Origin of the sequence: Sorangium sp. So ce375, assembly GCF_051473855.1 — a bacterium.
GTDB lineage: Bacteria > Myxococcota_A > Polyangia > Polyangiales > Polyangiaceae > Sorangium.
Genome location: NZ_CP150335.1, coordinates 3092110 through 3114040, shown reverse-complemented (window position 1 = coordinate 3114040; position 21931 = coordinate 3092110). Strand labels below are relative to the sequence as shown.

The 21931-nt window shown below is 69.5% G+C and carries 19 protein-coding genes and 1 pseudogene; 7 read left to right on the top strand and 13 right to left on the bottom strand.

Annotated features, from left to right (window positions below; genetic code table 11):
• Window positions 1-4: 4 nt before the first annotated feature.
• Window positions 5-223, bottom strand: a complete 219-nt coding sequence (locus WME90_RS11825; protein ID WP_437281202.1) for a heavy-metal-associated domain-containing protein — start codon at window positions 221-223, stop codon at window positions 5-7.
• 231 nt (window positions 224-454) lie between these two features.
• Between WME90_RS11825 and WME90_RS11820 the strand changes: the two genes are divergently transcribed.
• The 5 genes from WME90_RS11820 (at window position 455) to WME90_RS11800 (ending at window position 4965) form a co-directional block, all read left to right on the top strand.
• Window positions 455-826 carry a cupredoxin domain-containing protein gene (locus WME90_RS11820; protein ID WP_437281201.1) on the top strand — a complete coding sequence of 124 codons (372 nt, stop codon included), beginning with the start codon at window positions 455-457 and terminating at the stop codon, window positions 824-826.
• A gap of 299 nt (window positions 827-1125) precedes the next feature.
• A complete protein-coding gene (locus WME90_RS11815; protein WP_437281200.1) occupies window positions 1126-1521 on the top strand; it encodes a four-helix bundle copper-binding protein in 396 nt (131 codons plus the stop codon).
• A gap of 236 nt (window positions 1522-1757) precedes the next feature.
• A complete protein-coding gene (gene smpB, locus WME90_RS11810; RefSeq protein WP_437281199.1) occupies window positions 1758-2246 on the top strand; it encodes an SsrA-binding protein SmpB in 489 nt (162 codons plus the stop codon).
• Between the two features lie 140 nt (window positions 2247-2386).
• Window positions 2387-3898, top strand: a complete 1512-nt coding sequence (locus WME90_RS11805) for a pyridoxal phosphate-dependent decarboxylase family protein (RefSeq protein WP_437281198.1) — start codon at window positions 2387-2389, stop codon at window positions 3896-3898.
• A 185-nt stretch (window positions 3899-4083) separates the two neighbouring features.
• The gene (locus WME90_RS11800; protein WP_437281197.1) at window positions 4084-4965 is read left to right on the top strand and encodes a hypothetical protein; all 882 of its coding nucleotides are present in this window, start codon (window positions 4084-4086) and stop codon (window positions 4963-4965) included.
• A gap of 86 nt (window positions 4966-5051) precedes the next feature.
• Here WME90_RS11800 and WME90_RS11795 read toward each other — a convergent pair whose 3' ends face one another.
• The 9 genes and pseudogenes from WME90_RS11795 to WME90_RS11755 all read right to left on the bottom strand — a co-directional run bounded on the left by WME90_RS11795 (window position 5052) and on the right by WME90_RS11755 (window position 17521).
• A complete protein-coding gene (locus WME90_RS11795) occupies window positions 5052-5912 on the bottom strand; it encodes a heme-binding protein (RefSeq protein WP_437281196.1) in 861 nt (286 codons plus the stop codon).
• A gap of 32 nt (window positions 5913-5944) precedes the next feature.
• On the bottom strand, window positions 5945-7039 hold the full coding sequence (locus tag WME90_RS11790; protein ID WP_437281195.1) for a ferritin-like domain-containing protein: 1095 nt from the start codon (window positions 7037-7039) through the stop codon (window positions 5945-5947).
• Between the two features lie 52 nt (window positions 7040-7091).
• On the bottom strand, window positions 7092-8885 hold the full coding sequence (locus WME90_RS11785) for a GMC family oxidoreductase (RefSeq protein WP_437281194.1): 1794 nt from the start codon (window positions 8883-8885) through the stop codon (window positions 7092-7094).
• Window positions 8886-9749 carry a lipocalin-like domain-containing protein gene (locus tag WME90_RS11780; protein ID WP_437281193.1) on the bottom strand — a complete coding sequence of 288 codons (864 nt, stop codon included), beginning with the start codon at window positions 9747-9749 and terminating at the stop codon, window positions 8886-8888.
• Window positions 9739-10791, bottom strand: a complete 1053-nt coding sequence (locus WME90_RS11775; protein WP_437281192.1) for a sugar phosphate isomerase/epimerase family protein — start codon at window positions 10789-10791, stop codon at window positions 9739-9741. The genes WME90_RS11780 and WME90_RS11775 overlap by 11 nt, the downstream gene beginning before the upstream one ends.
• Before the next feature lie 61 nt (window positions 10792-10852).
• Window positions 10853-11773 (bottom strand): myo-inosose-2 dehydratase, encoded by a 921-nt coding sequence (gene iolE / locus WME90_RS11770; RefSeq protein ID WP_437281191.1) that lies wholly within the window; start codon window positions 11771-11773, stop codon window positions 10853-10855.
• Window positions 11774-11882: 109 nt separating this feature from the next.
• Window positions 11883-13889, bottom strand: coding sequence for an amylo-alpha-1,6-glucosidase (locus WME90_RS11765; RefSeq protein WP_437283596.1), 2007 nt, complete (start codon window positions 13887-13889; stop codon window positions 11883-11885).
• A 651-nt stretch (window positions 13890-14540) separates the two neighbouring features.
• Window positions 14541-15653: pseudogene (locus tag WME90_RS11760) on the bottom strand (ferritin-like domain-containing protein); the annotation flags it as partial.
• 14 nt (window positions 15654-15667) lie between these two features.
• A complete protein-coding gene (locus WME90_RS11755) occupies window positions 15668-17521 on the bottom strand; it encodes a GMC family oxidoreductase (RefSeq protein WP_437281190.1) in 1854 nt (617 codons plus the stop codon).
• Between the two features lie 537 nt (window positions 17522-18058).
• Here WME90_RS11755 and WME90_RS11750 point away from each other — a divergent pair.
• On the top strand, window positions 18059-18721 hold the full coding sequence (locus WME90_RS11750) for a hypothetical protein (protein WP_437281189.1): 663 nt from the start codon (window positions 18059-18061) through the stop codon (window positions 18719-18721).
• Between the two features lie 95 nt (window positions 18722-18816).
• Here WME90_RS11750 and WME90_RS11745 read toward each other — a convergent pair whose 3' ends face one another.
• Window positions 18817-19248, bottom strand: a complete 432-nt coding sequence (locus WME90_RS11745; protein ID WP_437281188.1) for a DUF1810 domain-containing protein — start codon at window positions 19246-19248, stop codon at window positions 18817-18819.
• A 150-nt stretch (window positions 19249-19398) separates the two neighbouring features.
• On the opposite strand from WME90_RS11745, the gene WME90_RS11740 reads away from it, so the two are divergent.
• A complete protein-coding gene (locus tag WME90_RS11740) occupies window positions 19399-20559 on the top strand; it encodes an amidohydrolase family protein (RefSeq protein WP_437281187.1) in 1161 nt (386 codons plus the stop codon).
• A gap of 233 nt (window positions 20560-20792) precedes the next feature.
• On the opposite strand, the gene WME90_RS11735 is transcribed toward WME90_RS11740, so the two are convergent.
• Window positions 20793-21278 (bottom strand): DUF6691 family protein, encoded by a 486-nt coding sequence (locus tag WME90_RS11735; RefSeq protein ID WP_437281186.1) that lies wholly within the window; start codon window positions 21276-21278, stop codon window positions 20793-20795.
• Window positions 21275-21709, bottom strand: a complete 435-nt coding sequence (locus WME90_RS11730) for a YeeE/YedE family protein (RefSeq protein WP_437281185.1) — start codon at window positions 21707-21709, stop codon at window positions 21275-21277. The genes WME90_RS11735 and WME90_RS11730 overlap by 4 nt, the downstream gene beginning before the upstream one ends.
• Window positions 21710-21931: the final 222 nt, after the last annotated feature.

Here is a 21931-nt window from a genome sequence, read left to right as displayed (position 1 = left end):
GCGCTCAGGCGGCCCGGGGGCGCACGTCGTAGCCGGCCCCGCGCACGGCCTCGACGAGGGCAGCCACGGGCGCGCTCGCGGGGTCGTGCTGCACAACGACGATGCCCTCGCGCAGGCGCACGTCGATCTCGTCGACGCCGCCGAGCCGGCGAAGCGCGCTGTCGATGTGACGAATGCAGGACGGGCAGCTCATCCCGCCCACCTGGAGCGTGGTCTCTTTCATGACGCCTTCCTTTCGGCGACCCACGGGCCGCTCATCCCCGAAGACGCGGCCATCGAGGTTCATTACACGGCGAAGGAGCCGCCGCGTTCGTCGAAGGAGCCGAGCGATCCCGCTGCGCCCCTGAGCTCCCTCCGGCTGCGCCGATCCCGGCAGGCGAGCCGAGCTCCCACGCTCGACTGTAATGCCGCGGAGGCCTGCGCGTCTTCCCGCGGCACCTGAAAGGAGCTTCTCATGAAGATCACGCACGCAATCTTCTCGATCGCGCTCGGCATCACCTCGGTCGCCTCGGCGCTCGGCTGCTCGCAGCCCGCGAGCGCCGAGCCACAGAAGGCCCCGCGCGTGGTCGAGATCATGGTCCACGGCGCGTTCGTGCCCGACAAGATCGCCGCGGTCGAGGGCGAGCGGCTACAGCTCAGGCTCGTCCGCCACGACAGCGGTGAATGCACGAGGGAGGTCGTCTTCCCGAGCCTCGGCATCCGCAAGGAGCTGCCGACCGGACAGCCGGTGACCATCGACCTCCCCGAGCTGAAGGCAGGGGAGCTGAAGTTCGAGTGCGGCATGGGGATGATCAAGGGCACCATCGCCGTCGCGCCGAGGAAGTGAGCAGCGGACGGACGCGCTCCCTCCCGTCGTCCCTCTAGGATCCGATCCGCCCAGCCCTGGTCCAGGCGCCGCCCTGGGAGCAGCCCAGACGCACGAACGCGCAGGATGGCACGAACGCATCCGGGATATGGGATGCTCGTTCAGCCTCCTTCCGAGCCGCGGTTGCGGAGCGCTCCGACATGACGAGCCCGGTCGGCTCGGCAATTCTGTTGGATCGCCGGCCGGCCTCACCTCGTGCGAGCGCGCAGGAGATGAGCTCACGAGACACCGAGAATCCTCGTTGAACAAGGGAGGGATGCATGCCGCACAAGGGGACCACCGTGGTCGACGCTTTCGTGGACACGGCCAGCGAGGCCCAGAGCTGTCAGTTGATCTGCGTCCAGTCGATCCAGCACTGCCTCCAGATGGGAGGCGCCCACGTGGAGCCCTCCCACATGCAGCTCATGCAGGATTGCGCGGAGATCTGCGAGACGGCCGCGACGTTCCTGCTGCGTGGATCGCCGCATCACAACCAGGTCACGGCCGCGTGCGCGAGCGTCTGCGAGCTCTGCGCCGAGAGCTGTGACAGGTTCAAGGGGGACGCGCAGATGAAGGCCTGCGCCGAAGAGTGCCGCCGCTGCGCCGCCGCGTGTCAGCACGTCGCACAGATGCGGCCGGGTGGGGCTGCCGTCGCGGGGCTCGGCGGCGTCCGCTGAGGCCAGCGAGCACGGCGCGCTGGCGGACAGCCGCCCGGACGCCCTCTTCGATACCTAGGCAATCCGAGTTTACGAGCGGCGACGACACCCGCTGTTGAGGCGACCCCGCCCGCGCTCAGCTGATGACGTCGCGCGTCCCTCGCTCCTCGCGCGCAAAGGTTCGGGATAGCCGGACAGGATGGCTTGCGCGGCCGCACGGTCGCCGGGGCACGGGCGCGTCGTGCTAAGATGCCCTCGTGCCGAAGGAAAAGGCCAGACCGGGCGAGACGCTCATCGCGCGCAACAAGCGCGCAGGCTTCGATTACGACCTCGGCGACCGGTTCGAGGCGGGGATCGTCCTCAAGGGGAGCGAGGTGAAGATGCTCCGCGCCGGCAAGGCCGATTTGACCGACTCGTTCTGCACGGTCCTCCGGGGCGAGGTGTTCTTGCACGGTGTGAGCATCGCCGCGATGGCCAGCGCCGCCTTCGGCCACTTGCCGAAGGGCGCCCGCAAGCTCCTCCTCCACCGGCGCGAGATCGAGCGCATCGACCTCTCGATCGGCCGCGAGGGGATGACCGCCGTGGCGACCCGGCTCTATTTCAAGAGCGGTCTGGCCAAGGTCGAGATCGCGCTGGCGAGGGGGAAGAAGAGCCACGACAAGCGCGAGACCATCAGGGAGCAAGACGCCGAGCGCGAGATGCGCGCGGTGGTCGCGCACGGAGAACGAGGGTACGGACGCGCGTGACATTCCGGCCAGCTCGCGGATGACCGAGCTCGGGCGTCGATCGCAGGCCGGCGCCCCCTGACGACGCGGTTCGTGTTGCTGGACGTCTTCGCCGGAGCGCCGCGCGACCCGGAGCGCGCGATGAAGTAGGATGGCGCGCGTTGGCCCGCCGGAACCGCCCGCAAACAAGCCCGCCCCCGCTCGAGCTGCCTGGCGACGTCATGCGCGAGATGGTCGAGCTCGCGATGGACCGCATCGTGCAGCACGTCGAGAGCCTGCCGGAGCAGCCGATGCACGCGACGCGGGGAGGCAAGCGGCTCGCGCGCTCGCTCCGCGAGCCGCTGCCGGAGCGCGGCGTGCCTTATGAAAAGCTCCTCCGCAGGCTCTTCGGAAAGCTCATCCCGATGAGCCTGAACACCGCATCACCCGGGTACATGGGGTATATCCCGGGCGGCGGGCTCTTTCACGCGGCGGTGGCCGATCTGATCGCCGGCGCGGTGAACAGGTATGTGGGCGTCTTCCAGGCCGCCCCCCTGCTCGTGCAGATCGAGGCCAACGTGATCGCCTGGTTCTGCGCCATGCTCGGCCTACCCGAGGGCTCCGGGGGGATCCTTACGACGGGAGGCTCGCTCGCGAACCTCGTCGCGGTGATCACCGCGCGCCGCGAACGCCTCCCGCCGGACTTCCTGCGAGGGACCCTCTATGCGTCGGAGGAAGCGCACCACTCGGTGACGAAGGCCGCGCTCCTCGCCGGCTTTCCGCCGGAAGCCGTGCGCGAGATCCCCGTGGACGGGCGCTTTCGCATGCGGCCCGACGCGGCGGCGGAGGCGGTCGCGCGCGACCGGGCGCGCGGGCTCTCGCCCTTCCTGCTCGTCGCCTCTGCGGGCACGACGGGCACCGGCGCGGTCGACGATCTGCCCGCCCTCGCCGACCTCGCCGCGGCCGAGCGCCTCTGGCTGCACGTCGACGCGGCGTACGGCGGCTTCTTCGCGCTCACCGAGCGAGGGCGCGCGGCGATGCGCGGGATCGAGCGCGCCGACTCGGTGACGCTGGACCCGCACAAAAGCCTCTTCTTGCCGTACGGGACGGGCTGCCTCGCGGTGCGCGATCGCGAGGCGTTGCGGCGCGCGCACGCGCTCTCCGCGTCGTACATGCCGCCGATGCAGGCAGAGGACGATCTCGTCGACTTCTGCGCGATCAGCCCCGAGCTGTCGCGCGACGCGCGCGGGATGCGGGTGTGGCTGCCGCTGAAGATGCACGGGGCCTCCGTCTTCCGGGCCGAGCTCGACGAGAAGCTCACGCTTGCGCGCGGCGCGGCCGACGCCCTCCGGCAGATGGCGCACGTCGAGGTCGTGGCGGAGCCCGAGCTGTCGCTCCTCGCGTTCAGGGCGCGCCCGCCCGGCGTCGACGACGGGCCGGCGCTCGACGCGCTGAATCGGCGCCTCCTCGCGCGGGTGAACGCAAAACAGCGGGTGCTGCTCACGGGGGTGGTGGCCGGGGGGCGCTTCCTGCTGCGGATGTGCATCCTGAGCTTCAGGACGCACGCGGACCGGGTGAACACGGCGCTCGCCGACATCGCGTCGAGCCTCGCGGAGGTGCTGGAAGAGCCCCGCGACGGGCGGCTCTCGCCCGCGCGCGGGGGCGATCAGCGCGGAGGAGCGGACGACGACTGAAGGGACGCAACAGCCCCGCTCGTCCGGCGCTGGCTCAGCTCGGTCGAGAGCAATCATGAGGTTGTGGCCCGATGAACAGCCAACACGCTCGACCCCCACCGACGAGGAGACGCCGAAGCTCTTCATGGCTCTCACGCTGGCCTGGCTCCGGCGATCCATCTACGATCGGATCAAGGAGGTTCTTCATGCACACGCATCGATCTGTCTTGCCCGCGACGCTCCTATCGGCCGTCGCCGTCGCGATGTCCGCCGTGCCCGGGTGCGGGGACGACGAGACGCGGGCGCGGACAGGCAGCGACTTCCTCTCCACCTATGCGAAGGCCCTCTGCGACCGCACGTTCGCGTGCTGCGACGCGGCGACCCGGGCCGCGCATGGCTTGGACGCGAGCTCCGCCGACGCGTGCGCCTCGGAGCTCGAAGCGATCCTCGTTGCCGTCAGCGACGGGGGCAACGTGAAGGGCACCTTCGTCCCGGAGAAGGCGGAGGCGTGCCTCGCCGAGGTGGACGCGGCCCCCTGTGCCGAAATTGAAATAGTGGGCGTGCTCTTGGGGGTGAACGCCACGTCCACGCCGTCCTGCCGCGATGCGTGGGACGGCTCCGTGCCCGAGGGCGGGACGTGCAGCACGAACTGGGACTGCGTCCGGGACCGCTGCGTGTACACTTCCGACGCGAGCGGGCAGGCGACATCGGCGTGCAGAGCGAGGGGGGCGGTCGGCGAGCAATGCTCGTCGAAGTTCGATTGCGAGGAGGCGCTCCGGTGCGACCAGCCCTCGCCGCCCGACGCGGGGATGTGCGCGCCACGGCTCGCCATGGGCGGGTCGTGCAAGGGAAGCCTCGACTGCCAAGAGGAGCTTCGCTGCGGCGAGGACGGGACGTGCCAGGCGCGCGAGCAGGCGGGCGGTCCATGCGCGTCGGACGACGACTGCGCCGCCGGCACGGCGTGTGATGGCGCCGAGTGCACGCCGCTCGGCGCCGCCGGCGCGCCCTGCTCCGCCGATTCGGACTGCGCGTCCTTCACGTGTGGTGAGGCGACCGGCACCTGCGCCGACGTCTGCAAGGAAAGCTGATCTGGATCTCACCGGCGCCGAACGGGCCAGACTCGCGGAGGCGCTGGAAGAGCTCGACGGGCGGCTAGCTTCGGAGCGCAGGTAAACTAAAATGCCTTGACCAGCGTTCCCACCGTGACGTGCGGGAAGCTCAGGCCACCGAAGCTCAGCAGCGCGGTCTGCGAATACTGCAGCTGCAACACCGTGGCGCCCGAGCAGGTCCTGACCCGCTCGATGGCGAACACCGACTCCACCGTCACGGTGTTGGCGTTGCTGACGATGAAAGGGATGTTCACCACGCCGCCCGGGGAGCTCGTGGTGATGAGCCGGGTGATCTGGATCGGCTCCTGATTCTTGAGCGCCTCACGCAGCGCGCTGTTGGGATCGTCGATGAGATCCTGGGTGATGCCGGCGGGCAGCGGAGCCGTGCGGAAGCGGGTCGAGCGGCCGAGATCGTACTCCGGGAAAGGGTTCTTCGTGCCCGCCGGGGGCGCCTCGCCGCCGATCTTGAAGGGCACGGTGTTCGCCGGCGGGATCGTGGGCGGCAGCTCCGCGATCTCCGAGCCGCCGACGAGGCAGATCGAGTTGCCGTGGGGGATGGTGGCCAGCCGCGCGATGCTGCCGCTCGCCGCCGGCTCCTGCGTCGGCGGCACGTTGAGCCAGGTGCCGGGCTCGATGTGAAGGCCCGCGCCCGTCGCGGCGTCGGTCACCCGGTGGAGGTAGGTGACCCCGCCCATGGCGATGTCTGCCTGGCGGCTACCTCGGTTCATCACGGGAGCGCCGATGGCCGTGAACTCGATCGTCTCGCGCAGGAGGTTCAACTGGAGAAAGAACCCATTGTCGCTGCCCGAGAACTGCGGGCGCGCGATCAGGCTGAAGCCGGTGCCCTCCCAGAAGCCGGGGAGATCCGCGAGCGGCCCCAGATCGACCTGCTCGCTGCGCGGCGACGAATCATAGCTGGCTTTCATGAGTTCTCCTCTCTGATCGACAAGCTCAGGGATCACGAACGCACTGCGCCGGCGGCCGCCGGCTCGAAGGTGGGGGCCGCGTGGAGCCCGCCGGCGCCCGGGAGCGGATTGCGCAGGAGCAGGTCGAGCCGGTCGCGGACGCGGTACATCGCTGGCACGGCGTCGAGCAGCAACCGCGGCTGCCCGGTATAGGCCGCGGTGAGCAGGCGAAGCAGGCCCGCGTAAGCCTCGTTGAACGCCACCGCCGCCGCGCGCAGCTCCGATCCAGCCTCGTAGTCCTCCAGGTGGACGTTTTTCTTGATCGGGTAGACCGCGTCCCATTCGACGTGCAGCGCCGGGCCGGTCGGCTCGCCCGGAAGGTCGGCCGTGCCGCCGGCCTTGCGGTAATAACGCCCGAGCAGGAGCTGCTCGAAGCGGTAGTAATGCGACAGCTCGCCCTCGCGGTCGTAGATGCTCAGCCCATGGCCTTCCCCCTGCTCCGCGATCAGGCGAATCGCCGCGCGCGCCGAGGCCAGATCCGTCACCGTGAGCAGCTTGCCGCCGGCCGCGTAGTAATACTCGGAGGAGACTTGCCGCGACCGATCCCCGATGAACAGCGCCCCCGGCTGCGCCGCGTCCAGGTACTCCATCCCACGCAGGATCTCGTCGTAGAACTCGCCGATGCTGTAATAGCTCCCGACGATCTCGTAATAGCCCGGAGCCGCGCCAGACGGGCACGCCGCCGCCGCGTCGGCGCCGCGATGCCGCGAGGCCTCGTCAGGCGCTTTGCGGGGACGCTCGATCTTGAGGAAGTTGTTGACGGCGTCGACGGAGAGGCGCTGCACGTCGACCTGGAAGTCCGTCTCGCCGTCGGGGAGCACGGCGGGGTAGCGCGGCACGAAGTCGGGCCGCGTCAGGTCCGGCGTCCCGCCCACGGCGTTCAGCAGGTTCGCGGCGAGCGTGAGGTGCAGCATCTCCTCGACCACCACCGCGCGCAGGATCTGGACGGCGTCCAGGTTGGTCCCGGGGCGGATCGAGTAGAGCGCCGTCAGGTAGGGAGGCAGCGTCGCGTGCTCCAGCTGCAGCGCGGCGTGGAGATACGAGTGAAGCTGCGCGATCGACGTAATGCGGGACGTTGTCTTCGACAAACTCAAGGTGTCCTCCGATCGCTCGACATCGCCGGACGTCGCCGGCGGCAGATCACGTCGATCCGAGCTGCGCGATGAGCCGATCGGCGCTGCGGATCGCCAGCGCCGCCAGCGTCAGCGTGGGGTTCGAGGTGCCCATCGTGGGGAAGCTGCCGCTGCCGATCAGGTAGAGGTTGCGGTGCTCCCACGAGCGCTGATCACGGTCGACGACGGACTGGCCAGCGTCATCCCCCATGAGGTGCGTGCCCGCGAAGTGCCCCATTCCATGGTAATGGAACACTTGGTCCTGCCAGCTCACCGACGGAAACCAGCTGCCCTGCTCGGGATCCGTGCAGTCGATGACCCCGGCGCGGCGGAACACCTCGCGATAGACCGCCGTGGCCGCGGCCATCCCGGCAAGGGTGTAGTCACCGATGCGGTATCGAATCACCGGACGCGGGTTGCCCAGCGGATCGAGGCAGCGCGGATCGATGCTCACGCCGTTGTCGGCGTCGGGGAGCTGCTCGATCGCCAGCGAGAACCGGACCTGGCGCGACAGGGTCGACACAAGGTGCTCGCGGAGCCGGCGGCCGAACAGCCGATCGCGCTGCACCGCCGCGGCCACCGTCGTCTCCGGCGCTCCCGCCGACGCCTTCCAGCCGTCGTTTCCGATATCGAAGCGGAACGCGGCGTGTCTGGCGCGGAAAGCGCCGCCGCGCAGCTCCTCGATACCCGATGTCGAGAGCGGGCCGCGAAAGGCGCCGATCGGGACGGGCGAGAGCCCCCAGGCGTAGAGGGTCGGGTGGTCCATCAGGTTCCGACCCAGGAGCCCGCTCTTGCCGCCGAGCCCCGAGGCGAGCATCAGCTTGGCGTTCTCGACGGCGTGGGCCGCGAGCACGTAGGCGCGCCCCGTGACCCGCTCGACGAGGTGGCGCGGCGACGACGGGTCGTCGTAGCGCTGGCACTCGATGCTCTGCACCGCGCCGCTCTCCGGGTCGACGTGGATCCGGGACGCCACCGCCTGCGCGCGGATCTCCAGCCGGCCGGTCCGGCGCGCCTGGACGAGCGTCTTCTGCGCGTTGTACTTGGCCTGGATGGGACAGATGGGCGTACACGAGGTGTTGCCCGAGCAGCGCTCGCCGAGGTCGGTCGCGATCGCCGCGCCGTCCCGCTCGTCGACGGCCCCGACCGGCCGGTAGTCGCCGCGAGGGATGGAGTTGCGCGCCGCTGGATAGCTCCGCACCTTGAGCGTGAACCGCTCCTCTCCGAGCGTCACCGCCATCCCGTCGACGGCCCGGGCCAGCACCTGATCCGAGTAGCTCGGCGGGATCCGCCGCATCGGATAGTCGTAGCCCTCGGGGAAGGTCAGGCCGTGATGGCGCTGATCGGCGACGTCGGCGGCGACGCCGATCTCACGCTCGGCCCGGCGGTAGTACGGCTCGATCTCATCATAACCAAGGGGCCAGTCGCGACCGACGCCGCGGAGCGAGCGGAGGCGAAAATCTTCGGGGAGCATCCGCAGCGACACGCCGAGCCAGTGCAGCGTCGAGCCGCCCTGGAGGCGCGAGTAGCTGCTCCCATAGAGGTGCGGGCCCTGCTGCACGAAGTAGCCGTCCTTGCGGCGTAGATCACCGATGTCCGGCTGAGGCGCGTTGGCCGCCGGCGGCCACGCCGACTCCGCGCCCTTCGCGCTCGCCTCGTAGAAATGCTCGATGTGCCGCGCGTAACCGTCATAAGTCCACGCCGTCGCCGGCCCGGCCTCCAGCAGGAGCACGCGCAGGCCGGCGTGGGTCAGGTGCTTTGCCATCAGCGCGCCGGCCACCCCGGCGCCGACGATGACAACGTCGTAGTGTTCGTCGTTGCGCATCTAGCGCTCCTCCCGCGGCGGTTCGGCCCACGAGCCAAAGCCCTGCTGGCGCGCCCCTGGCGGATGGGCCCCGGCGGCCACCCACTGCAGCGCGGCCTGATAAGCTTCCACCGAGAGCACACGGTCGTTGTCCAGAGGTGACGCCCCGTACGCCGCGCGCCAGGCGTCGGGCAGCCTGGACCACGTGCCGCAATACCACATGCGAATCAGGTTCTGCGCCACCGGCCCCAGCTTTGGATCGTCGAGGAGGGTCGAGACGACCGCCGCCTCCCGCTCGGCCCCGGCCGGGAGCCGCTTGTACGCCGCCAAGAGCTCCTCGACGGTGCCCGCCGGCAAGACCGCGTCGAGCGCGCGGAGATGGCCGTCGGCCACGCCGGTGCCGAGGAGCTGGAGCCGGCCAAAGCCCGTCAGGAGCGCGGAGAGATCCAGAAACCGCGCTGCCCGCGCGCGCGCCGCCTCCTCGCGCATCCACGCCATCTCGTTGACCACCGCCGCCGGCGGGGTGCGCAACACCAGCCGATCGCCGTCGAGCGTGAACGGGCGGACCTGCTCGGCGCCGGACCAGTTGGGGTACAGGCTCGCGTCGATGCGATGAACCACGCTGTCGCGCTGCACCTCGTAGCTGCCGAAATACGCGAGGCAGGTCGAATAGGCGGCCGCGCGCGACTCGGCGTCGCCGCCGAGCGGATCGCTCGTCGGCAGCCCCGGTCGCCGCGACGCCGTCATCTGCACCGCCATCCGCCCGTCGCCGCCGTACATGAGGATGCCAGCGGCGTCGTCGCCGAACGGGTACGTGATGCTCCCGTCCTGAGCGACGCGCCGCCAGGACAAAAGCCGCCATGTCCCCCTGAGATCAACCGCCATGATGGCCGCCCCTGGTGGAGATCGCGCCGTCGCGGCCCTCGGCCGAGAGCTGGTGCAGCTGCTCACGCGTCGCCGCCAGCGCCTGCGCCGCGATGGTGTAGGCATCGGGGTGGCGGCTGTCGGGGGTATCCTCGCCGGGGATCCAGAACTTCCGGCGGGTCAAGCGCAGCGACCCCACGAAGGCCGGGATCGCGTTGAAGATCTCGACGGCGATCGGTCCGGAATAGGCCTTGAGGATCGGCCGCAGGAAGTCGCTCCACGGGATCCAGCTCCGGCGCAGATCGCCGCGATCCGGCGGCGATACCTGCACGTAATGGAGGCGCCCGTCAGCGGCGAGGCGGTGGACCTGTTCGCTGAACACCGCCGGGCCGGCGCCGTCCAGCACCTCGTGCGCGCTGTCGATGCACACGCCCACCTGGCGGCTCGGGACGTCGGCCAGAAACGAGATGAGCTGCGCGAGCGTGTTCGGCCCCGGCGTCTCCCAGTGGGTGATCGGCTCGATCGCCAGCTTGACGTTCTTCTCCGCGGCGTGGCGCCCGAGCGCATCGAGGATGGGCCGCGCGGCGCCATAACGATCGACCAGCGCGTCCTGCAAGGCGTCGCTCCAGATGCCCTCGCCGAAATCGGTGACGGGGTAGACGCCATAAGGGAGCACGATGGGGCCCATCATGATCTCGCCGCCCAGCGCGGCGGTGATGTCGACGCGCGACTTGAGATACGAGAGCGCCTCTTTGCGCTGCTCCGGATACGGCGAGGAGGGATCGTAGGTGCGGGTCGCGCCGACGTTGGTCGTCAGCCGCACGTCGGCGAAGCCGGCGTCGTCGATGGCGCGGCGCAGGGCAGCGTAGCTCGCCACCTCCGCCTCGCGATCCGCGTCGTGCGTCGGCGCGATGGGGAATTCGAAGCCGGCATATCCGAGCGCCCGGAGCTGCCGGATATGCTCGATGATCACCTTCTGGTACGCGGCGTCGGCGGGCCGCAGGTCGGTGGTGAACATGAAAAAGCTGATGTAGATGTCCCTCGTGGGCGCGGCGGCGATCATGCGTCGTCCTTGCTCCCTGGTGCTCAGGGTGTGGAGTCAGTGGTCGCTCGATCTCGGGGCGTCACAGCCCGATCACCTCGCGCAGGTAGGCGCGCGCCATCTTCGCGTATCCCAGCGGGGAGCCCTTGGCCGGATCCTGCTCCGCCTCCACAACGAGCCACCCCTCGAAATCGGCCTCGGCGAGCGCCTCCAGGATCGGGGGGAAATCGACGCTCCCCTCGGCGTCGCCCGGGACCGTGAAGACGCCCTTCAGGATCGACTCCTTGAAGGACAGGTTCTGCCGCAGCGCCTCCTCCATCACGGGGCGGCGGATGTTCTTGAGGTGGACGTGCTTGACGCGCCGGCCGTGGGCCTGCACGAGCGCCAGCGGATCGTCGCCGGCGAAGGTGATATGGCCGGTGTCGACGAGCAGGTTCACGAGGCCGGGCTTTGTCATCGCCATCAGGCGATCGACGTCGGCGCGGGTCATCACGCCGGTCCCCATGTGGTGGTGGTAACAGAGGCGCATGCCCGCGTTATGGGCGATCCGACCGAGGTCGTTGAGGCCGTTGGCCAGCGCGTCCCACTGGCCGTCCGTGAAGATGGGGCGGTTCGGGACAAGGGCGATCGGCTGCTGGTGCGACGAGCCTCCCAGCTCGGCCACGACGAGGTCGGTGCCGCCCATGGCCTTGATGAAACGGAGCGACTCCTCGAAATCGGCGATCGTCTTTGCGTGCATCGCCTCGATGGTGAAGTACGTGCTGGTCCAGGGCTCGGAGACGCACAGGCCGCGCAGATCGAGCTCGCGCTTTAGGACCGCCGTGTCCGTCGGATACTTGTGCCCGACGCTGCACCCCTCGAAGCCGGCGAGCGCCATCTCGCTGACGCACTGGCCGAACGGGATGCCGATGTCGATGTCGAGGAAGTCATCGTTCCACCACCCCGTCGGGGTGATGCCGAAACGGATCCTCTCGCGCTTGAGCTTCGCCTTCGTCGTGTGCATCGGTCGACCCTCCTCTCGACTCCGTCAGATTCCGCCAGATTCCGTCAGATTCCGTCGTTCGCCTTCCTTCCCCTGGATCACCTCGGGATCTCCTCGTCGCGTCGTCGGTTCAAGCGAGCTTCCGGACGGGCGACGCCGCCTGGTCGAGGAGCGTGAAGGCGCGGAGCGCCTCGCCGACACTCCACGCCTGGGCGATGCAGCCGCGCGGCGCGAAGGGGGCGTCACCATCGAAAATCTCGCTGATCGAGCCCAGACCGGCGGCGTTGATGTGGTCGCCCATCGGCGCGAGCAGCCGGCGGGCTGCCTCGGGATCGCGGTAGACGCGGAGGTGCGCCTCGATGAACGGGCCGATGAGCCAGGCCCACACCATGCCCTGGTGGTAAGCGGAGTCGCGGTGCTCCTGATCGCCACCGTAGAACCCGTGATAGGCCGGCTCCGACTGGGCGAGCGAGCGCAGCCCGTGCGAGGTCAGGAGCGCACGCGCGCACGCGTCGACAACGGCGCGCTGTCGCTCAAGGGAGAGCGGGCTCTCGGGGAGCGACACGGCGAAGAGCTGGTTCGGCCGGAGCGCCGCCTCGGCACCGGCGGGCCCGTCGAGGACGTCGTAGCAGTAGCCCGCGGCGGCGTTCCAGAAGCGCTCGAAGGACGCGAGGGCCTTCTCCGCCATCCCCTGATACGGCTCGGCGGGCTCGCCGAGGCGGGCGGCGAAGGCGGCCATCACCCGCAGCGCGTTGTACCAGAGGGCGTTGATCTCGACAGGCTTGCCGATGCGCGGCGTGATCACGCGATCGCCGACCTTTGCATCCATCCAGGTGAGCTGGACGCCGTCCTGCCCGCCGCGGAGCAGGCCATCGCCCGCGTCGACCTGGATCCCGTAGCGGGTGCCTCGGATGTGCCAGTCGACGATCTCCCGGAGCACCGGGAACAGATCGCGCAAGAGCGCATCGTCGCCGGTCGCCTCGTGACACGCGCGGATCGCCTGGAAGTACCAGAGGGTGGCGTCCATGGTGTTGTATTCGGGGAGCGCCGCGCCGTCGGGGAACCGGTTGGGCAGCATCCCCTGACTGACGAACTCCGCGAACGTGCGGAGGATCGGCGCGGCGATGCTCGCCTGTCCGGTCGAGAGCGCGAGGCCGGGGAGGCTGATCATCGTGTCGCGGCCCCAGTCCTCGAACCAGTGATAACCGGCGATGATGCTCTTGCCCGGGCTGCCGCCGGAGGTCCGCGCGCGGTCGACGACGAACTGGTCGGCGGCGAGGACGAGCTGCGAGACCCAGCCGGGTGCGGCGGCCGCGCCCGGCGGCCTCGCCCCACTCCACGCCGAGAGGAGGGCCTGATCGCGCGCGCGGCGGCGCGGAAGGGCCTCCGGATCCACGGAGGTGATGCCATCTCCGGCGGCGGCGAGGAACACCACCGTCTCGCCGGGCAGGAGGGTCGCCTCGAAGGTCGCGACATGGATATTGTCGTCGCGGTCGAGGAGCCCGCGCGCCGTCTCGGCCGGGAGCGCGAAGCCGCGGTAGAGCTCCGACGTCGGGGTGGCCGCGCCGCCTTCCAGCTTGAGGAACAGCGGCAGCGCGTCGCCGGCCGTGACGACGCGAACGCCGCCCGAAACAGCGCTGATCTCGGCTGGCCACGCGACGGTGCCGGTGTTGTGGAAGACGCGGTTGTTGGCGATGGCGCGCGCGGTGAAGCGCAGCGGCTCGCGAGCCTGGAGCACGGTGTAAGCGACGTAGGTTGTATTCTGGCCCTGCTCCATCCAGACGCGCTTTTCGAGCAGCGCGTCGGCGCAGGCGTAGCGCCAGCAAGGGATCGAGCCTTCGAGCGAGAAATGCTCGATGTTGACAAAGCCGCTCGGCGCGACGGCGCCGCTCGCCCAGCGGTTGCTCGCGAGGTCCCAGGCCACGCCGCGGTAGGTGACCACCTCGTCGAGCTTGACCAGCATCAGCCGCCGATCGACGGGCGGCCGGAGCGCGGCGACGAGGAGCCCATGGTAGCCGCGCGTGATCGAGCCGGCCACCGTGCCGGAGCCATAGCCGCCGATGCCGTTTGTGACGAGCCACTCGCGGCCTTCGGCGATCCCCAGGTCGCCGCAGATCTCCCTCCCCATCCCGACCATGCGCTGCCCCTCCGGGTCTTCGATCGCTGACAAAACCGGCTCGACGCGCCCCTCGAAATCGCCGAGGGCTCCTCCGTCGGCCTCGCTATTGGCCGGTCCCTCGCGGCACCACCTCGATCCGCTCCCCGCGCCGCGCTACCGCTCGCCGACGACAGGCAGCGACCGGCGCGCCGGGGTGTCCTCGGAGGACGGGATGCGCGGCGGTGCGGCCCACGACCCGAACCCCTGCGGCTTGGCTCCTGCGGGGTGACCGCCGATGGCCGTCCACAGCAGCCCCTCCACGTACGAGGACGACGAGACAACGAACGTCACGTCCTTCGGCGCGGGGCCGTAGGCTTCGGTCCAGGCCGTGGGCAGCTCGTACCAGACGCCGGAGTACCACATCTTGATGATGTTGCGGGCGATCGGCCCGAGCTTCTCGTGGCCGAAGATCTCCCGCCGCAAGAAGGCGTCACGCGCCTGGCGCTCGCTCCCCTGCCCCGCCCCGCCGTGGATCGCGAGCAGCTCGTCCACCACGGCGGCGCCGACGACATCATCGGCGGTCTTCAGATAAGCCTCGGCCTGCCCGGTACCCTGCAGGTCGAACACCGCAAATGCCGTCACCTCCGCGGAGAAGGCGAGGAATCGATCGAGGCGGCTCGACACCGCGCTCGCGGCGGCGACCGCGGCAGGAGCGTCCGCGACCGAGTAGAGCTCGAAGGTCGGCGCGGCGGTGAACTCGCTGTTCGGCAGCGGGTTGCGGATCAGCTGGGTCACCAGGTTGCGGAATTCGAACATCTGCGGCACGGCGCTCATCAGCAGCGCCGGCTCGCCGTTGTAGGCCCGCGTCAGGGTCTCGAGGAACTTCGCATAAGCGCGGTTGAAGGCGACCGCCATGTCGTACAGCTCGGAGCCGGCCGGCAGCTCGGCCAGCTTGACATCCGTCTTCAATGGATACGCGGCCTTCCAGTCGACGGTGAACGTCGGCCCGGTCGGCTGGCCCGGGTCGTCACCCGGCTGGTAGTAGCGGCCCTGGGTGAGCTGGTCGAAGCGGAAATAGTGCGACAGCTCCTTTTCCCGGTCATAGATCGTGGACTCGGTGCCCTCGCCCTGCTCCATGATCAGGGTGATGGCCCGGCGCGCGCTGGCCAGATCGATCACGGGCAGCAGCTCGCCGCCGCCGGAATAGTAGTACTCCGAGGTGATCTGCCGCCCGCGATCGCCGATGAAGATCGTCTCGCCCCGGGCCTGCGCCTCCGCCTCCAGACGCACGAGGCCGTCCTCGATGGCGGCGTAGAATTCGCCGATGCTGTAGAACTGCATCTCGCAGTCGTCGGGGTGCGCACCCAGCACCGTGGCGCCGGCCGGGGCGGCGCGGCGGACGAGCCGCCCGCCTCCCTTCTTCGGCCGCTCGATCTTCTTGAAGGTCTCGACAGCCTCGATGCCGAAGGGGGCGATGTGGACCTGGAAGTCGGTCTCACCGTCCGGCAGGTAGGCGGGGTAGTTGGGCACGAAGCCCTTGACCGTCAGATCGGGCGTGCCCTTGACGGCGTTCAGCAGGTTCGCCGCGAGGGTCAGGTGGAGCATCTCCTCCACCGCCACCACGCGCAGGATGTGAAAAGCGTCCGGGTTGGTCCCCGGCTTGATGGAGTAGAGCGCCGCGAGGTACGGCGGGATCGTGGCGTGTTCCAGCTGGAGCGCGTGCTGCAGGTAATGGTGCAGCTCGGTGATGGTCTCGATCTTGTTGCGCGGCACGGGAGGCTCGGATCGTCTGGAGTAGGTCATGGGCGTGCCTCGCGTCAGTGGAGCTGTTTGAGCATCGCGCGCGTGCTCCGGTAGCAGAGCGCGGCGAGGGTGAGGGTCACGTTGGCGGTGCCGACCGAAGGCATGCTGCCGGCGCCGACCAGGTAGAGGTTGTCGTGATCCCAGGAGCGCTGGTCGGTGTCGACGACCGAAGTGCTCTTGTTCGATCCCATGATGTGGGTGCCGGCCAGGTGGTTGCCCCCCCGGATGGCGTACCCCTCGCCCTCGTAGGCGACATAGCCATAGTCGCCGGGGTCGTACCGGGAGAAATCCACGACACCCAGGCGCGCGAACATGGTCCTGGCGAACTGTCGCGCATAAGCGGCGCCGCGCATCGTGTACTCCGGCACCGTGAACGAGACCACCGGGCGCATGTTGCCGAGGCGGTCGGTGTAGCGAGGATCGACGGCGACGCGGTTGCTCTCGCTCGGGAGCACCTCGAGCATGAACGCGAACAGGAGCTGGCGCGAGATGCGGTCGACGAGCCCGCGGCGCAGATCGTCCCCGAAGTGGTTGTGCTCGTCCACGAGCTCGGCCAGATCCGTGAAGGGCGAGCCCGTCGCCCACCCCCAGCCGTCGTTGTGGATATCCACGCTGAACGCCGCCTGACTCCGCCGGAACGACCCCGTGCGCAGGTCGATGATGCCGCCCGTACAGCTCGTGCCGCGCATCGTCCCGCAGACCTCGGGCATCAGCCCCCAGCTCAGCAGATAGGAGTGGTCCATGAGGTTGCGGCCCATGAGCCCGCTGCTGCTCCGGAGGCCGGAAGCCAGCATGAGCCGCGGGGTCTCGATGGCGCCGGCGGCGAGCACGAAGATCTTGCCCTTGATGGTCACCGTCTCGTGCTCGGACGACCGCGGATCCTTGTAGACCTTGACCTCCAGCGCCGTGACGCGCCCGCTCTCGGGATCGATCACCACCTTCGAGGCGACCGCCTGGACCATCAGGTCGACCCTCCCCGTCTGGAGCGCCTTCGCCAGCGTCTTGCCGGAATGATAGCGCGCCTGCACAGGGCACAGCGGCACGCAGTTCGTGTTGCCCTGGCAGCGCTCCCCCTCCTCCACCTGATGGGTGTTGACTGCGCCCACCGGCACGTAGCCCTTGCCGCTGTCGTAGGCGGGATTGGGGACTCCGTTGCGCGCCTGCGGGTACGCGCGGATCCGGATGGAATACGCCTGGTCGTGAAGCTTGACCTCGGTGCCGTCGATGCCCTTGCCGACCCTCTGGTCGAGGTAGGACAGCGGAAGGCCCTTCATCGGGTACACGTAGCCTTCGGGGAAGCGGAGCCCCAGGTAAGCCTGCTCCTCGACGTCGGCAGAGACGCCGATCTCGCGCTCGGCCACCTGGTAGTCGGGCTCGATGTCCTCGTAGCTCAGCGGCCAGTCGACGCCCTGTCCGAACAGCGTGCGGACCTTGAAGTCGTCCGGCAGCATGCGGGGTGTCTTCGCCTCCCAGTGCATGGTCGTGCCGCCGAGCAGGCGCGTATAGCCGGTGTCGGTGACGTAGGGGCCGGATTGCACGACGTAGGGAGCGGGGTCGGTCTCGCCGGGCTGGAGCTTGCGGAGCTCCGGGCTGCGCGGCATCCGCGCATTCGGGTTCTCCGGAAACGGCGACTGGTTGTCCTTCGACGACGCGGCGAAGAAGTTGGTAAGATAGGACTCATAGCCGGACGTCGACCGGTCTGTCCCCGTCCCCGCCTCCACCACCAGCACCCGCTTGCCGGCTCGGCTTAGCTCGTTGGCCACGATCGCGCCGGCAATGCCGGTGCCCACGATCACGGCATCGTAACCGTCATCGGCGGACGCCGACTTGGCGTCCCTCTGCAGCGCCGCGTCAATTCTGAACAGCACGTCGCGCCCTCCCCCTGTATAGGATGTCCCCCTAACGTCCTAAATCAGAAGCCCTCGACCCCTGTCAACACCTTCCTTGGTTCGGTCTCGTGACACGGGGTTCGACGCTTGTTTCACGGCCATGAGAGCGGGTCGATGCGCCATGTAGCCGTACCTCAGCGCTCACCCCGACGTCCGTGCGCGGATGCAGCGCATTCAGTCCTCCTCGCCGCAAGTGGAAAACAATTTCCACCTGCGAAAAAACAATATCGAGGAGTTCCAAAGAGTTGGCGGCAATGTCCGGCAAGGACGGCGGCGAGTGGTCCTCGGGAGACGCGCCTGTGCCGTCTTGGTGGTCACGGATCATCCAGGGCGCGGCTTCGGAGCGCGCTGCGCATGGGGCACGAGTTACGGCGACGCCTGACCGGACGCCGGGAGCTTCCATCGCGTACCGCGGCAACGATTGAAGGCGGGGTCCCGCAAGCACGGCGGGATCTCGGGGCAACTCACCGAATCGGCGTGGTATTCTGCGGGGTCAGACGGACGGAAGGAGGCAACGTGCTTCGACTTCACCTGGCTCTTGGGCTCACGGCTCTCATGGTCGTAGGGTGCGGCAACGATGTACACGAGGCGAGCGGCACGGCTGGTGCTGACGGCAATGGCCCTGGCGCCGCCGGCGCCGGGGGCGGTGCGGGCGGATCTGTCGCCACCACCGGCAACGGCGGTGCCTCCGGCTCGACGGGAACCGTCGGCGCCGAGGGCGGCCACGGCGGCATCGGCGCGGGCGGCGACCCGAGCGGCGCCGGGGGCGGGGGCGCGGACGGGGCGGCCGACCCGTGTGGGGGAGCGTTGCCGATCGCGTGTGGCGATCGTTTGAATCACAGCACGACGAGCCAGGGGCGCGCGAATGTGTGGTCGGGCTACAACCTGACCGCTCGTGGCGAGTCGGGGCGGGAGACGGTCTATACCTTCTCCTCGACGGCCGAGTGCACAGTGACCGCAAATCTCGATAACCTCACGACGGATCTGGATCTCCTGCTGCTGTCCGCCTGCGACCCCATCCGGTCGAACGCGATGGCCTCCTCGACCCCGCTGGATCTACAGACCGTCGAGACCGTGAGCTGGACGAGCGCGCCAGGCCAGACCTTCTACGTGGTGGTGGACGGCTACGCCGGGGCCGAAGGCAGCTACACGATCTCGGTCGACTGCGCGTGTCGGTGATCTGGACAGCAGCCGGGTTTGCAGCCGCTGGCCTCGCTTCCAGGGAGCGCTGATGGGATAGCGTGGTGCGGGCGCGCAGAGCGACCGGAGCGGCCTTACCGCTGCGACTCGAGCAGCGCGAGCGTTCGCGGATCGGGCTCACCACCGCAATACTTGTCGAGCGCCGCGAGGAACGTCCGTTCCTGGGGAGCCGCGCGGGCGAACAGGGTCATCGACGAGCGGAATTTCATGTCGTCGGGGCTATCGAAGATGTCGCGCAGCGAACGCCCCTCGACCTGGTTCACGAGGCGGGTGCACTCGACCAACCTCGGACCGAGCGTAGGGTGCCGCAGATAGGCTTCGGCTTCGGCCTTCGAAGCGATGCCATACGTCCGAGCCATGGCGCTGTGACCCAGGCCCCGCAGCTGGGGAAAAATGAACCACATCCAGTGGCTGGTCTTCTCTCCTCTGCCTAGCTCGGCCAGGACGCAATCATAGACCGGAGCCTGCGCTTCCACGAATCGTTGCAGATTGAAGGGATCCGTCATGGGTGCTCCTCGACGTCCAGAGTAGCATTCGATCGTTGCCCGAGGCGCCGACAACGCGGCCGTCGACCCGGACCGAGCCCGAGGCGTTCATCGCCGAGAGCGGCCTCCTGCACGCCATGCTCGTTTATGCTCACGTCCAGAGGTCGCCTCATGTCCCGCTCGCACATCGCAGCGCTCCTCCTTGTTATCCTCCTCCCGGCCGCGTGCGCTCGCGGACCGGCCTCGCCAGGCGCACAGCCGGTCGCGGCGCCGTCGCAGCCCGCCGACATCGCGGCGCTGCGGCTCGCGGACTGGCAGCCCATACCGCAGCTGGCGCTCGAGCGCACCCCGATCACGCACCTGGCCGTGCCCGCCGTCGATGTCCACACGCACCTGCGCCGGGTCGTGGACGTGGCGGCCGAGGTCGTGCGCATGAACGCGATCCATGTCGAGACGATGGTCAACCTCGATGGCTTTTCCGGCGAGCGCCTGGTGCGCGAGCTCGATCGCTTCGACCGCGCATATCCCGGGCGCTTCCTGACTTATGCCAACCTCGACCTCACGCTCGTGGGCGCGCCGAGCTGGGGCGAGCGCTTGGCAGCGCAGCTCGCGACCGACTTCGAGGCCGGGGCCAAGGGGCTCAAGATCTTCAAGGACCTCGGGCTCACCGTGCGCACGCCCGAGGGCCGGCGCGTCGCGCTCGACAGCCCGGAGCTCGAGCCGGTCTGGCGCACGTGCGCGCGCTACCGCCGGCCCGTGCTCTGGCACGTGGCCGACCCGGCGGCGTTCTTCGCCCCGCTGGACGCGAAGAACGAGCGCTGGCACGAGCTGCGTGAGTCCCCGAGCTGGTCGTTCGCGGACCGGGCGCGCTTTCCCACGCGCGCGCAGCTCTTCGAGGAGCGCAATCGCGTGCTCGAACGCCACCCCGACGTCACCTTCGTGGGCGCGCACATGGGCAGCTCGTCCGAAGACCTGAAGCAGCTCGCGGCCTGGCTCGATCGCTTCCCCAACTTCTACGTCGACATGTCCGCCAGCGCCAGCGAGCTGGGCCGGCAGCCGCACGCGGCGCGCCGCTTCTTCGTGCGCTACCAGGACCGCGTGCTCTTCGGCACCGACCTCAAGAGCGCCAACACCGCGGGCTACGAGGTCTACGCGCGCTTCCTCGAGACCGAGGACGACTACTTCGGCACCGAGGCCGCGAACGGCCGCCAGGGGTTCTGGATGATCTACGGCATGCAGCTGCCCGCGCCCGTGCTGCAGAAGATCTACCGCGACAACGCCCGCCGCCTGCTCTGGCCCGCAGATCCCGATCGGCCCGCGGCACGCCCATGACGCGAGCTCGCGCGCGGCCGGCGTGGTCGAGCGCACGCGCTGGCTGCGACGTCAGCGGCTCCTCAGGGGTCGACGAGGAGCTCGCCTATCGTGCCGGTGTTCCGCCCGGCGCCACACGCGATGTTCCGCCCAGCGCAATACGCGATGTTCCGCCCTCCGCACCACGAGATGTTCCCTCGGTGTTCCATGCGTCGTGCGTCGTTCCGCCCGTCGCGCGTCGGTTCACTTGCCGTTCATTCCGTCGTCTGCTCGCGCGTGTCCGCCCTGGCCGTGGCGAGGCGCTCGATCACCATGCCAGCGGCCATCGCCACGACGAACGCGAGGACGGCGCGCGAGCCGGTCGCCAGCGAGACGAGCGCCGGCCCGGGGCAGTACCCGACGAGCCCCCAGCCGACGCCGAAGAGCGCGGCGCCTGCGACGAGGCGCGCGTCGATGTCGTTGCGCGTCGGGACAGCCGCGCGGTCCGCCAGGAGGGGAAAGCGCGGAGCACGGGCCGGGCCGGCCGCGTCGACGCCCACCCCGCGCCGCCGCCAGCGAAGGACGCGATAGGCCAGGAAGTGCACGGATATGGCGCCCGCCATCACGAAGGCGAGGCTCGGGTCCCAATCACCGGCCACATCGAGGAAGCCGATGACCCTGGACGGCTGGGTCATGCCGGAGACGCCGAGCCCCACGGCGAACAGCAGCCCGGCGAGCAGCGCGACCACGCCCTGCGTCATCGCGCCGCCCCGAGCACGTGCCGGCTGACGTACACGGTGATGGCCGCGGTCGCCATGAACGTGAGCGTGGCGACGAGAGACCGGCGCGACAGGCGGCTGAGGCCGCAGACTCCATGGCCGCTCGTACACCCGTTGCCGAGCCGCGCGCCGCAGCCGACGAGCAACCCGGCGGCGATCGCGAGGCCGAGCGAGCCGCCGCCTCCCGCCGAGGGGAAGGCGCGCGGGTGCGCGGCGACGAGCGCGAGGCCCCCGAGGACGAGGCCCGCGACGAACGCCGCGCGCCAGGCGGTCTCTCCACGCTTCCTGAAGAGGATCCCCGCGAAGATGCCGCTGATGCCGGCGACCTTCCCGTTGGCGAGGAGGAGGAGAGACGCGCCCAGGCCGATCAGGAGGCCGCCGACGAGGGGGCCTATCGCAGTGAATTCATTCACGATGAGACCTCGCTGCGCGAACGGCGGACAGCATAGCAAAGCGCGTCATCCACGGAAGGCGGGCCGCCGCGCGGCGCGTAACGCCAGAGCCCGCTTGGCCCATGCCGGCCAGCTCGGCCGGCTCGCGCGCCCCTCGCCCCCCGCCGCCGCTCGCCGCGCAACCGCTGCTGCGAGCGGCGGCGCACACCCCGCCTGGATCGCCGCCCGACAGGACAGGTGGGG

Coding starts and splice junctions, on each gene's coding strand:
- WME90_RS11825 (WP_437281202.1), bottom strand. CDS start 223: ATGAAAGAGACCACGCTCCAGGTGGGCGGGATGAGCTGCCCGTCCTGC.
- WME90_RS11820 (WP_437281201.1), top strand. CDS start 455: ATGAAGATCACGCACGCAATCTTCTCGATCGCGCTCGGCATCACCTCG.
- WME90_RS11815 (WP_437281200.1), top strand. CDS start 1,126: ATGCCGCACAAGGGGACCACCGTGGTCGACGCTTTCGTGGACACGGCC.
- WME90_RS11800 (WP_437281197.1), top strand. CDS start 4,084: ATGCACACGCATCGATCTGTCTTGCCCGCGACGCTCCTATCGGCCGTC.
- WME90_RS11795 (WP_437281196.1), bottom strand. CDS start 5,912: ATGAAAGCCAGCTATGATTCGTCGCCGCGCAGCGAGCAGGTCGATCTG.
- WME90_RS11785 (WP_437281194.1), bottom strand. CDS start 8,885: ATGCGCAACGACGAACACTACGACGTTGTCATCGTCGGCGCCGGGGTG.
- WME90_RS11780 (WP_437281193.1), bottom strand. CDS start 9,749: ATGGCGGTTGATCTCAGGGGGACATGGCGGCTTTTGTCCTGGCGGCGC.
- WME90_RS11775 (WP_437281192.1), bottom strand. CDS start 10,791: ATGATCGCCGCCGCGCCCACGAGGGACATCTACATCAGCTTTTTCATG.
- iolE (WP_437281191.1), bottom strand. CDS start 11,773: ATGCACACGACGAAGGCGAAGCTCAAGCGCGAGAGGATCCGTTTCGGC.
- WME90_RS11765 (WP_437283596.1), bottom strand. CDS start 13,889: ATGGTCGGGATGGGGAGGGAGATCTGCGGCGACCTGGGGATCGCCGAA.
- WME90_RS11745 (WP_437281188.1), bottom strand. CDS start 19,248: ATGACGGATCCCTTCAATCTGCAACGATTCGTGGAAGCGCAGGCTCCG.
- WME90_RS11740 (WP_437281187.1), top strand. CDS start 19,399: ATGTCCCGCTCGCACATCGCAGCGCTCCTCCTTGTTATCCTCCTCCCG.
- WME90_RS11735 (WP_437281186.1), bottom strand. CDS start 21,278: ATGACGCAGGGCGTGGTCGCGCTGCTCGCCGGGCTGCTGTTCGCCGTG.